The organism is uncultured Porticoccus sp. (assembly GCF_913061305.1).
Classification (GTDB): domain Bacteria; phylum Pseudomonadota; class Gammaproteobacteria; order Pseudomonadales; family Porticoccaceae; genus Porticoccus.
In genome coordinates this window covers 272,991-284,658 of sequence record NZ_CAJXST010000002.1, presented here as the reverse complement: position 1 = coordinate 284,658, position 11,668 = coordinate 272,991, and the positions used below count along the sequence as shown (strand labels likewise).

The following is an 11,668-nucleotide window of genomic DNA, read 5'->3' as shown; positions in this document are numbered from 1 at the left end:
CATCGCGCGGAAGTATAATGACGGCTGCCGGCCTGAAACCGTCAATTTTCCGTTTATTTGTCAAAGAATATGCGATGCCTCATAATACTTTTTTTGATTGTTTGATACGCCCCATCCGTCAGAATTTCAGGCACATCTCACCCGGCTTACAAAGACATGGACACACGTGTTTTATGGACAAAGTAATACCCATAAGTACTTCGCAACACGCAGTGAAGTCCCCGGCCGCTCACTCACCGCAAGACCAACCACCCCATCAACTGATTTCAGAGAGAAACCAATTGAGGCTTCACCAGAGGCTTCAGGGCTCACTTGATGTGGGCTCACTGATCAATCACTTTTTCGGTTGGTTGAGCGAGCAACAACGTCTGGGCAGCATTGAATATGCTTATCCTGATGATGAGATATCTCTTATGTCGGGGTCGTTGCGGGTTCACCAGGCTCACTACACTTTGCGACTACAAAAACGTTATCTGGGTGAATTGACCATCACCAGCCAAAAACGCTTCTCTGAACAGGATCTGCACCTTCATGAACAAAGCATTGGCTGCCTTGCTCACTACCTGAAAAATGCCCTGGATTTCCGGGCAATGGAAAAAATGGCCTTCTATGATGGGCTGACGGGTGTCATGAACCGAAAATCACTGGACGAATTGCTGCCCAAGGAAACCAAACGAGCTGAACGGCATGGTTATGACCTGTCAGTCATGATGATTGATATTGACAACTTCAAGGTAGTTAACGACCAGGTCGGGCATATCGGTGGTGATCAGATATTGAAGCATGCATCGAAAGCCATCAGACAGGTACTTCGTGTATCGGATCTTCCCTTTCGCTTCGGCGGAGATGAATTCGTGCTGATATTACCCAACACGGATCTTGTGGGTGCCCGCAGTGCGGCCGAACAAATCATGGCATCACTGGGCAGCTCGGCTATTGAAATAAACAACCACACCATTACACCGAGAGTCAGTATCGGTCTGGCCTCATACCGTCATGGTGAACACCATGAAGAGCTCATAAGACGATCTGATCAAGCGCTATACGATGCCAAAAAGAACGGTCGAAATTGCATTTTTTGATTCTTCTTGCCTTGATTATAAATTAACGAAACCAGTGGCTGGCCACATTCGAGGGTCAGTATTTTTTTGTCATCGGTGGCCGACAACGGACTGTGAGCGGTCCATCACCACGCATGAGTTATAATACTTGTCCTACCATGCCGTTTTAATTACCTCTTTTGCAGTCAATGATATTAAATTGGCAAAACATGATTTATTGTCTGATAACTATCATGTCATAAAGAGTAAACATTTATCCACCGAGCCCATAAAGTTAGAAGGCAAAGAACTATTGTGAAAGGGGAAAATCGAGACAAAAGAAAATTTAGCGGAAATCGGGTCATTGGCAGATGTGAGATAACTCTCAAGAATCTGGACCCATTTTCGTTTTATGAAGACACAAGATCTGGCTACATGGTGTTAAACATCAGGGGTGCTTGCCTGTATCTCAATGAAGGGGTAACCGAAAAAGTCCTGGAGAAAATATTTCCCGATGGCAAGAACACCGTTTTCAAGGAGATCAGATTATTTTCTGATTTGGATGAAGAGATGGTCATCAAAAACATCAAAGCTGCTTTCCTCAGGATCCGACGGGGTAAAAAAAGGGCGGGCATAGTTATCCGCTTTACAGATATTTCAGAAGAACATCTCGACAAACTCAGCAACCTCATCAATCGCCTCCCATCAATTGAAGGCGACGAAGAGGCAGCCCTGCCCTCTGAAAATGCCATCAAGCCGACGTCCTAGCCCTACAACTTCCAGCTGGCCTGGACATCGCCTTATTCACTGTTAGAGTCGCCGACAAGAGTCAGGCGATACCTACCCGTTCATTCCGAGCCTCTATAAACCGAAAACAGCGGTGATACAAAGTGTCAGGTCAGGCAACCTGAACCGGAATAGTATTTGACGCGCGAACAACCTTGTTACATTCATCCAGATAAACCAGTTTTGGCTTGTGCCGGATCAACTCTTCTTCGGTATATTGGGCATAGGTGGCAATAATCAGACGATCACCCACCTGACACTTGCGGGCTGCAGCACCATTCACAGAAATCATACCGGAGCCCGGTTCTGCACAGATAATATAGGTAGTGAACCGTTCACCATTGTTCACATTGTAGATATCGATCTGTTCAAATTCTCTTAGCCCCGCTATCTCCAGCAGGTTGGCATCAATAGCACAGGAACCATCGTACCAGAGCTCCGCATGGGTGACACTGGCCATATGAAGCTTGCCTTTAAGCATGGTGTTCAGCATAAAGCGATTCCTCTAATTCAGGGAAATATTATCAATTAATCGGGCACCGGACGTGTACATGGCACCGAGAACAGTAATGTCCTGGTCGTCGTCTGCTGCCATCTGCAGCGTCTTGCTGTTGCAGACACTCACGTAGTCAGCCCTGAAGCCAACGCTCTCAATCTGTTGGCTGGCCTGTTTTTCAAGGGTCTTGTACTCACGATTGCCCGCGTTTATCTGGTTGACAATCCAGTTGAGGCTGAGATAAAGCTGATTAGCTTTAGGCCGCTCTTCCGGCGTCAAAAAACTGTTCCGGGAACTCATCGCCAGGCCATCCGGTTCACGGTGAATCGGCGCTCCGGTAATCGCCACCGGGACGCAGAGATCTTCTGTCATGCGCCGGATCACGGCCAGCTGTTGAAAATCCTTCATCCCGAAAACCGCTTCATCCGGCTGTACGATGTTGAACAGCTTGGTCACCACCGTAGTGACGCCCTCAAAATGCCCAGGACGACTGGCACCACAGAGCACGTCGGTCATGGTCGGGCAAATCACCCGGGTTTGGGTATCGAGTCCATTGGGATACATTTCCTGATCATTGGGGTGAAACAGAAAATCGCAACCGGCGTCGCGCAGACGACCAGAGTCAGCTTCAAGGGTACGGGGATATTTGTCCCAGTCCTCGTTAAGGCCAAACTGGAGTCCATTGACGAAAATGGAGCAGACCACGATATCATTGGTCTGCTGTGCCTGTTTGATCAAGGCAATGTGCGCATCATGCAAATTCCCCATGGTCGGTACAAAGCCGATCCGCTTTCCCGCACTCCTCGCCGCCGCCAGTGGCTGGCGAAGTCCATTTACCGTGTGAAAAATCTGCATAATCTATCCGGAAACAGTGTCTGGGAACAAAACCGCTTAATCCTGAGAAAAGTAATCTCTGGCAAGGTTTTCAAAGCGGGTATATTTGCCGAGAAATGTCAGCTTGCAAGTGCCGATGGGGCCATTCCTCTGCTTGCCAATGATGATTTCAGCCACACCCTTGTCGGGACTTTCTTCGTTGTAGACTTCATCGCGGTAGATAAAGACGACGACATCGGCGTCCTGCTCGATGGCACCGGATTCACGCAAGTCCGAATTGATTGGGCGCTTGTTGGGGCGGTTCTCAAGGTTACGGCTGAGCTGGGACAGGGCAATCACCGGGCAGTTGAACTCCCGGGCAATATTTTTCAATTCCCGGGATATCTGCGAAATTTCATTGGTCCGGTTTTCTGTGGCGACGCTGCCACTCATCAACTGCAGATAGTCCACCAACACCATGCCGGGCTGGCCGTGTTCGCGGGTCACCTGCCTGATCCGATTGCGCAGCTCCATGGGAGTGATACCCGGTGTGTCGTCGATGAACAGCGGTCGATCCTTGAGGCGGGAGGCCGCACTGGACAATCTCGGCCAATCATCTTCTGACAGGTTACCGGCCCGCAATTTTGTTTGATCAATCTTGCCGAGAGAGGACATCATTCGCATGATCAGCTGACTGGCCGGCATCTCCATGCTAAACACCAGCACCGGCTTTTCCTGATGCAACACCGCGTGCTCAGCCATGTTCATGGCAAACGAGGTCTTACCCATAGAAGGTCGACCCGCAATAATCACCAGATCCGATGGCTGCCAGCCCGATGTTTTCTCATCGAGATCGGCAAATCCGGTACTCAGCCCGGTAATGTCAGCATCGCTGTTGAAAAGCTGGTCAATCCGCTCAACCACTTCTTTGAGCAGTTCATTAACCGATAGAAAGCCACCCTGATTAGGCCGGCTTTCGATAATCGCAACCAGTCTTTTTTCTGCCTCGGCCAGCAGCTTGTTACTGTCCCAACCCAGCGGGTTGTAGCCTTTTTTTACGATATCACTGGCAGCAGTAATCAGCTGCCGGATAATGGAGCGCTCCAGTACGATTTGCGCGTAAGCGTTGATATTTGCAGAACTGGGGGTATTGTTCGACAACTCAACCAGATAGGAGGAACCGCCTATCTGATCCAGCTGTCGGTTATTCTGCAGGGCTTCGGAGAGAGTAATGATATCCAGCGGCTTCTGCTCGGCGTTGAGCTGCCCCATGGTCTGGAAAATCAGCTGATGGTCGCTGGCAAAAAAGTCTTTATCCGATATCAGCGAAGCAACAGCATCAAAGCCGCTATTGCTGAGCATCAGACCACCAAGCACCGCCTGTTCCGCTTCAATTGAATGCGGCAGCTGCTGTTCCAGTGCTTCTCTGTCTTCAACCATCTGACCCATCACCCGCCAACACGGAAACGGCACTGCCACGAGAAATGGAGTGCCGTGTTGTTACCAATTATGCTATCGCCTGAATCTGCCGACTTACTCAGCGATAACAGACAATTTAATCGGCTGGGTTATCTCAGCGTGCAGCTGAATATCAATTTCATATTCACCAATTTCACGCAGAGCCCCTTCAGGCAGCTTCACTTCGCTTTTGCTCACCTCGACACCAGCGGCAGTCACTGCATCCGCAATATCGCGCGTACCGATGGAGCCAAACAATTTTCCTTCATCACCGGAATTGGCGGCAATGACAATGGCTGGCAATGCGGCCAGCTGTTGGCCACGGGCTTCAGCGGCCGTGCGTTGCTCCAGCGCGGCAGCTTCGAGTTCGGCACGCTTGGCCTCGAACTCTGCCATATTGGCATTGGTGGCAAACACGGCTTTATTTTGTGGAATAAGATAGTTGCGGCCATAACCGGCCTTAACATTCACTTTGTCACCAATGCTGCCAAGCTTGCCGACTTTTTCCAGAAGAATCACTTCCATCTCGAATACCCTCTCACTATTAATCTGTTGACACCGCCGGTTGGTAAACTAGAGTTTACCCTTCACCAGCCTGGTGCGTATGTTCAAGATACTGTCCAGCAAACCCAACCCGACCAGTACCAAACTCAGTGGACCGATAATCACCAGTCCCACGTAAAAAACTGCCAGCCAGTGCACGCCGATCTGGTAATGCGCCACAGTAAAGTGAACCAGACCAATGCCCCCTAAAAATAACGGCAATCCCAGCAATCCCGCCCAGCTGCCATACTCCAGGGGAGCCAAGTAACAGGCTGTTACACCCACAACCAATGACAGCGCCACCGCGGGAGAAAAGCGCAATTGATGAAACTCCCGCTGGAAACCACCCTGGTTATACAGCGCGGCCTGCCACCAACGTGCCAGCACCAGGCAGGCCACTGATGTCAGTGCTACCACATAAGCAATGACACCGAGCAAAAAAGTACGCCCCGGCTGAAATGGGGCAGCGCCAGTTTCACCCTGTTCCTGCAGTTGACTGAACATGCCGGCAACAAGTGTTTCCAACTCCCGGGCCGAATCGCTAAAAAGCAGATTGAGCACCACACTGCCCACAGCACTGATGCACACCAGCACCAACAGCGTGCGCGACCAGGACCGTGTTTGCCTCAACACCTCCGATGACACCAAAACCGCCACCATGCCTGCCGAGGTGGCCAGGGTTATCATGGGACTGACGCCACTGATGTAAAATGCAATCAGAAGAGGCAGACAGCCCCACAACAAAATCAGAGAACCCTCTGCAAGCCCTTTACTCAGGGTAACCAGGCTGACCGCAGCCGGACTGAGCAGCGGCAGCAGGCTGCCAAAAAAGGCCACCACTGACGCCTGTATCCGTCCGCGCATGATGAACTGAGCCAGTGCCCGCATCAGCTGGTGCTACGAATTACTGGTGGCTGTCCGTATAAGGCAGCAAGGCCAGTAAGCGTGCGCGCTTGATAGCAGTGGACAGCTGACGCTGGTACTTGGCCTTGGTGCCGGTAATACGGCTTGGCACAATTTTTCCAGTTTCAGAGACATACTGCTTCAGTGTTTCCAGATCTTTATAATCGATTTCCGGAGCACCTTCGGCACTGAAACGGCAGAATTTACGACGACGATTGAAACGGGCCATCTTTACTTCTCCTCTTCCACTACTTCTTCTGACGGCGCATCGGCTGCATCATCGGCAGAAGACGTGTCATCATCGTTGTCTGAACTATCAGCGGATGGGGCACGTTGTCCCTCATCAGTACGCTGACTGTCAGATGCCGCTTCTTCGGTCCGGGTATCGCGACGATCGCTGCGATGATCTGACTTCTCCGCTTTCATGATCGGCGAGTCACCCGTTACAGCTTCATTGCAGTTGAAGATTGCACTGCGGATAACCGCATCGTTGTAACGGAATGCAGAACTCAGCTCTTCCAGGACATCCTGACCACATTCAACGTTCATCAGGACATAGTGAGCTTTGTGAATCTTGTTGATTGGATAGGCCAGTTGGCGGCGGCCCCAGTCCTCGAGTCGGTGTACCGTTCCGTTACCGGCGGCAATAGTGCTGCTGTAACGCTCGATCATCCCGGGAACCTGTTCGCTCTGGTCCGGGTGAACCATAAATACGATTTCGTAGTGACGCATTGTCTCTCCCTACGGGTTGTAGCTGCCCACCCAGTGCGGTGCAGCAAGGAGTATTGACCCGATACAGGCCAAGGGCCGGCATTCTACGGGTATGCCACTGCTATTTCAAGCGACATTTCAGGGAGTTACAGGGTTGGAACTGTCCATTTTAGCCGCTATGATTGATCGCTCACCTTCCCCATTTACCGAGGAAATAACATGAAAACGATAGGCCTGTTAGCCATTGTACTGTTTGCCCTGTCCAGTGTTGGTTGCACCAAGGTGGGTAGTGAAGCCTGGTGTACCAAAATGAAAGACACGCCCAAAGGTGACTGGACGGCCAACGAAGCCACAGACTTCGCAAAACACTGCATTATCAAATAAATACACAGGCCGTCAGGCAGCGCCGGCAAACCGTTATCGGCGCTGTCTGACGGCCTCAAATAGACAAATGCCGGTCGCAACGGACACGTTCAGACTACTGACCACACCCGCCATGGGCAACTTCACCAACAGGTCACAATATTCACGGGTCAGTCGACGCAGCCCTTTTTCCTCGGCACCCATGACCAACGCAACCGGCCCTTTCAGGTCAGCATTGTAAACCAGCTGTTCGGCTTCTCCCGCCGCACCGATAATCCATAAACCCCTCGACTGCAACTTCCTCAGGGTCCGTGCCAGATTGGTCACTACCACCAGTGGCACGTTTTCAACGGCACCGCAGGCGACTTTTTGCACGACAGGAGTGAGACCCACCGAGTTGTCCTTTGGCACGATCACGGCCTGAACCCCAGCGGCATCAGCGGAGCGGAGACAGGCACCCAGATTGTGTGGATCGGTGATACCGTCCAGAATCAGTAAGAAAGGCGTTTCCTCTGACCGATCAAGCAGTTCATAGAGGAAGTGTTCATCCTGAACTTCAGCATCATCACAGAGTGCTGCAACACCCTGATGCGAGCCATCTGCCAGGTCATCCAAGTCCGAGCGCATCACCCGCTCCACACTGAGCCCCTGGCGCTCGGCCATGGCCAGTATTTTTTGCAGGCGCTGGTCTTCCCGGCCACGCAACACTTTTAACAGCCGCACTTTGTTGGCAGAGGTTTTCAACACAGCCTGGACCGCATGTAACCCAAAAATCCACTGACCCTGCCCCTTGGCATGGTCCGTCAGCTTATCTGTCATGATCAATATCCATCAGAGCCCACACAAGCTGTATCAGCGTTTTGCAGCCGGCGGCTTGCGTCGCCGGGGTTTCTGCTGTTTACCGGCTTTATCCGTTTTTGCAGCGGACTTGTCCGACCTGGGTTTCCCGGTTTTTCCGCGCTTTCTTCCGGACTGTTCGTGTTCTGCCGCCAGCGCTGCAGCTTTAGGGCCTGCAGAAGCCGCTTTCCTGCTTTTTTTACCCTCTTCCACCAGATCAAAATCGATCTTGCGCTCATCCAGTGCCACCCGACTGACCCTGACCCGCAGTTTGTCACCCAACCGGAACACCCGCTTGGTTCGCTCCCCCACCAGGCGGTGGTGGGCGGCTTCGTGGTAGTAGTAATCCTTTGGCAACCCGGTGATATGAACAAGGCCTTCAATAAACAGCTCGGTCAGCTGTACAAACAAACCGAAACCGGTCACCGAGACCACGACGCCCTCGTATTCATCACCGACCCTGGACAACAGGTATTCACACTTCAGCCAGTTCACCACATCCCGGGTCGCCTCATCGGCGCGGCGCTCCGTCATGGAGCAGTGTTCACCGCTGTTGATCATCCACTGCTCATCATAGGGATAAATCGCCGCAGCACTCAGGACAGGAGCCCCTTCCACTTGCCTGGTGTGGCTCACTTTGCCTTTTTTGCGAATGAGATAGCGAAGCGCCCGATGCACCAGCAGGTCGGGATAGCGCCGGATTGGGGAGGTAAAGTGGGCATAAGCCGAATAATTCAAACCAAAGTGACCGTCATTCTCGGGGTCATAAACGGCCTGATTCATGGTGCGCAAAATCACGGTCTGAATCACACCGGCATCGGGGCGACCGGCAATTTTTAACAGTACCCGCTGGAAATCCTTCGGCGAAGGCTCGTCACCACCGGGTAAACCGAGGCCGATCTCACCCAGAAACTCACGCAGGTTGGCCAGCTTCTCCTGCCGGGGCCGCTGGTGAACCCGGTAAAGTGCCGGCAGTTTGCTCTTCTCCAGCAGTGTCGCCGTGCAGACGTTGGCACAGAGCATACACTCCTCAATCAGCCGGTGTGCCTCGGTGCGTTCAGAGGGGATGATCTGCTGAATTTTGCGCTCGGCATCGAACAGAATACGGGTCTCCTGGCTATCAAAGTCGATGGCGCCACGGATTTCCCGACGACCCAACAGAGCGAGGAATAGGTCATACAGATGATCGACGTGCTCCACCACTGCGTTAAACTGCTTGCGAATACCGCTATTGCGGTCTCCGTGCTGGGCAATCATGGCGGCAACCTGGGTATAGGTCAGCCGGCTGTGGGAATAAATAACCCCTTCATAGAACTGGAATTTAGTGATCTGACCGTCGGCATCCATGGTCATTTCACAAACCATGGTGAGTCGATCCACCTGGGGATTCAGTGAACAGAGGCCGTTGGAGAGCTTTTCCGGTAACATCGGTACCACATGCTGGGGAAAATACACGGAATTGCCCCGCAAGTAGGCCTCCTCGTCCAGCGGGCTGCCCACAGCCACATAATGTGAGACATCGGCAATCGCCACATAGAGCCGCCAGCCACCGCGACTGAGCGGTTCGCAGTACACGGCATCATCAAAGTCCCTGGCATCCTCGCCGTCGATCGTGACAAAAGGCAGGTGGCGCAAATCCACCCGGAACTGTTTGTCCTCTTCCCGGACCTCAGCCGGGATGGCCTCGGCCTGGTCAATCACCGCTTGCGGCCATTGATTGGGAATACCGTAGTTATGGATGGAAATATCAATTTCCATCCCGGGCGCCAGATGCTCACCCAGCACCTGAATAACCCGCCCGGCGGGCAGATTGTGGCGGCTCGGATGGGTCGTGATTTCCACCACCACAATCTGGCCTGGCTCAATATCGCTGCGCTGATCGGGGGGAATCATGATGTCCTGGGAGACACGGGGGTTGTCCGGGCGAACAAAATGGATGCCGCTCTCCACAAAATAACGACCCACCAGTGTACTGGTACGGTGCTCTACCACCTCGACGATGGACCCTTCCGAGCGGCCCCGACGATCCACCCCGGCTACCCGCACCAGCACCTCATCGCCGTCCATGACACGACGCATCTGACGGCTCGAGAGAAACAGATCGTCACCGCCCTCGGCGGGTTTAACAAAGCCGAACCCCTCCGGATGGCCAATGACACGGCCCTTGATCAGATTCATCTTGTTCAACGGGCCATAGGCGTTGCGGCGATTGCGAACGGCCTGGCCGTCCCGCTCCATGGCGATCAAACGGCGTCGCAGCGCTTCCTTGCCATCCTCATCACTCAGACCAAAGGCATCGAGAAGCTCTTCATAGGTCAGGGGCCCAACACTGTTTTCGAGAAAATCGAGGATAAACTCCCGGCTGGGCACCGGTTTGTCGTATTTAGCCGCTTCACGGTCGGCAAAAGGATCTTTGTTCACAGTTTTTTTCATTGGAAGTCCAAACGTAAGAAGTGCACTACCGACGCCACAGAGGAAATCGGCTAAAGTATATAAATATCAGAACATACTTGCCCGGAACTCTCCACGGCTTTTTTTCAGCAACCGGCTTTAACCGCAGCTCGGGGCTGACCAGAACAATCATTACTGCCTTTTCAATGCATTTTTTTACAGTACATAATTGACAACAGTGGATACCGTCTCTATAGTCTCGCACCGCTGGTGAAGCAGCTTCTGCTTCCCATCATGCCCAGGTGGCGGAACTGGTAGACGCGCTAGCTTCAGGTGCTAGTGACCGCAAGGTCGTGGAGGTTCAAGTCCTCTCCTGGGCACCATTTTAAAAAGGTTGAATGACCGCGAGAAACCATTTAAGAATTTGATTCTTAAATGGTTTTTTTGTTTTTAGTCGCTCAAACCATCCCTTCAACCCCCTCGACTTCCATACGCTTGATTATAAATATTGCAAAGCTATAATCGGGTTGATTGCGCAGACTGCTTTTAACAGGAAGCTGTGAAAAAATGCATTTTTCTCCCAGAACACACCACGTAGCCTTTCCCTCCTAACCGAGCGTGATTGATTAGTCACGCTCGGCCCCCTGTTCTATCCAAAAATCTAACTGTTATGCCCTGATCAAAAACCCAGGGCACCTAAGCTATTGGTGTGCAAAATGAATATTAAGTACTTGTCAGACATCCGGAATTTTATCGGAAAACTGATGGATCCGGTGGAGAGGAATAAAACATTCTACCCCTTGACACTAAGTCCGGTTGAAATTGCCAACGTGATTGATAAATTGCAGGGTATCTATGACTCACCCACCGATACACCCCACGATGGCAACACCGTCTCAATAGAATCAAGCATCAACCTCATCGATATGCTCGATGACAGTGAAACCACTATCACCGTTGTGCTGCCTGGTGATAGTGATCCATCGCAAGGAAAAATCTCCGTCCTTTCCCCTTTGGGCTCTGCCCTGCTAGGTAAAAAACACGGCGAAACCATAACCTTCTTCGTCGGAAACCGTATGAATCGTTTTCGAATTCTGGCTGTAGCGTAAAAATTTTCACAGATATGGAGGGAAATAATCATGCAGTCTTTTTCATGCCGCTCATAGTTGAGAATAAACAGCTAAGCTGAATTTTTATTTTCCTCTATCGCCCTATGCGGCAGTCACTTTTTGCTTATATTCGATCAACAGAACAATGGAGACTGACATGAGTAAGAACAAAGTGAGTAAGAGCAAAATTCAAGCGGGCAGCAAAAAACCGCCCCAAA

13 protein-coding genes and 1 tRNA gene are annotated in these 11,668 nt (G+C 51.7%); 5 read left to right on the top strand and 9 right to left on the bottom strand.

Translation table 11 applies throughout. The features are described from left to right. Positions 1-281 precede the first annotated feature (281 nt). Both QZ516_RS03415 and QZ516_RS03410 read left to right on the top strand, forming a co-directional pair. Positions 282-1,082 carry a GGDEF domain-containing protein gene (locus QZ516_RS03415; protein WP_297186213.1) on the top strand — a complete coding sequence of 267 codons (801 nt, stop codon included), beginning with the start codon at positions 282-284 and terminating at the stop codon, positions 1,080-1,082. 273 nt (positions 1,083-1,355) lie between these two features. After that, complete coding sequence (locus QZ516_RS03410) at positions 1,356-1,808, top strand: hypothetical protein (protein ID WP_297186211.1); 453 nt, start codon at positions 1,356-1,358, stop codon at positions 1,806-1,808. 130 nt (positions 1,809-1,938) lie between these two features. Here QZ516_RS03410 and panD read toward each other — a convergent pair whose 3' ends face one another. The 7 genes from panD to rpsF all read right to left on the bottom strand — a co-directional run bounded on the left by panD (position 1,939) and on the right by rpsF (position 6,771). Then, complete coding sequence (gene panD, locus QZ516_RS03405; RefSeq protein WP_297186209.1) at positions 1,939-2,319, bottom strand: aspartate 1-decarboxylase; 381 nt, start codon at positions 2,317-2,319, stop codon at positions 1,939-1,941. Between the two features lie 12 nt (positions 2,320-2,331). Further along, positions 2,332-3,177: a pantoate--beta-alanine ligase gene (panC, locus tag QZ516_RS03400; RefSeq protein ID WP_297186206.1), complete on the bottom strand. Its 846-nt coding sequence runs from the start codon at positions 3,175-3,177 to the stop codon at positions 2,332-2,334. A gap of 36 nt (positions 3,178-3,213) precedes the next feature. Next, positions 3,214-4,575 (bottom strand): replicative DNA helicase, encoded by a 1,362-nt coding sequence (gene dnaB / locus QZ516_RS03395; RefSeq protein WP_297186204.1) that lies wholly within the window; start codon positions 4,573-4,575, stop codon positions 3,214-3,216. A gap of 93 nt (positions 4,576-4,668) precedes the next feature. Further along, a complete protein-coding gene (rplI, locus tag QZ516_RS03390; protein WP_297186201.1) occupies positions 4,669-5,118 on the bottom strand; it encodes a 50S ribosomal protein L9 in 450 nt (149 codons plus the stop codon). Positions 5,119-5,166: 48 nt separating this feature from the next. After that, positions 5,167-6,024 (bottom strand): hypothetical protein, encoded by an 858-nt coding sequence (locus QZ516_RS03385; RefSeq protein ID WP_297186198.1) that lies wholly within the window; start codon positions 6,022-6,024, stop codon positions 5,167-5,169. A 16-nt stretch (positions 6,025-6,040) separates the two neighbouring features. After that, positions 6,041-6,268 (bottom strand): 30S ribosomal protein S18, encoded by a 228-nt coding sequence (rpsR, locus tag QZ516_RS03380; protein WP_036859891.1) that lies wholly within the window; start codon positions 6,266-6,268, stop codon positions 6,041-6,043. 2 nt (positions 6,269-6,270) lie between these two features. Then, complete coding sequence (gene rpsF / locus QZ516_RS03375) at positions 6,271-6,771, bottom strand: 30S ribosomal protein S6 (RefSeq protein WP_297186195.1); 501 nt, start codon at positions 6,769-6,771, stop codon at positions 6,271-6,273. 198 nt (positions 6,772-6,969) lie between these two features. Between rpsF and QZ516_RS03370 the strand changes: the two genes are divergently transcribed. After that, positions 6,970-7,134 carry a DUF3012 domain-containing protein gene (locus QZ516_RS03370; protein ID WP_297186192.1) on the top strand — a complete coding sequence of 55 codons (165 nt, stop codon included), beginning with the start codon at positions 6,970-6,972 and terminating at the stop codon, positions 7,132-7,134. Between the two features lie 33 nt (positions 7,135-7,167). Here the strand turns inward: QZ516_RS03370 and rlmB are convergent, their stop codons facing one another. Both rlmB and rnr read right to left on the bottom strand, forming a co-directional pair. Beyond that, positions 7,168-7,932 (bottom strand): 23S rRNA (guanosine(2251)-2'-O)-methyltransferase RlmB, encoded by a 765-nt coding sequence (rlmB, locus tag QZ516_RS03365; protein WP_297186189.1) that lies wholly within the window; start codon positions 7,930-7,932, stop codon positions 7,168-7,170. Positions 7,933-7,965: 33 nt separating this feature from the next. After that, a complete protein-coding gene (rnr, locus tag QZ516_RS03360; protein ID WP_365332778.1) occupies positions 7,966-10,371 on the bottom strand; it encodes a ribonuclease R in 2,406 nt (801 codons plus the stop codon). Between the two features lie 266 nt (positions 10,372-10,637). Between rnr and QZ516_RS03355 the strand changes: the two genes are divergently transcribed. Further along, positions 10,638-10,724 (top strand) — tRNA-Leu (locus QZ516_RS03355). Between the two features lie 333 nt (positions 10,725-11,057). Beyond that, positions 11,058-11,450, top strand: coding sequence for a GreA/GreB family elongation factor (locus QZ516_RS03350; protein WP_297186184.1), 393 nt, complete (start codon positions 11,058-11,060; stop codon positions 11,448-11,450). Positions 11,451-11,668 lie beyond the last annotated feature (218 nt).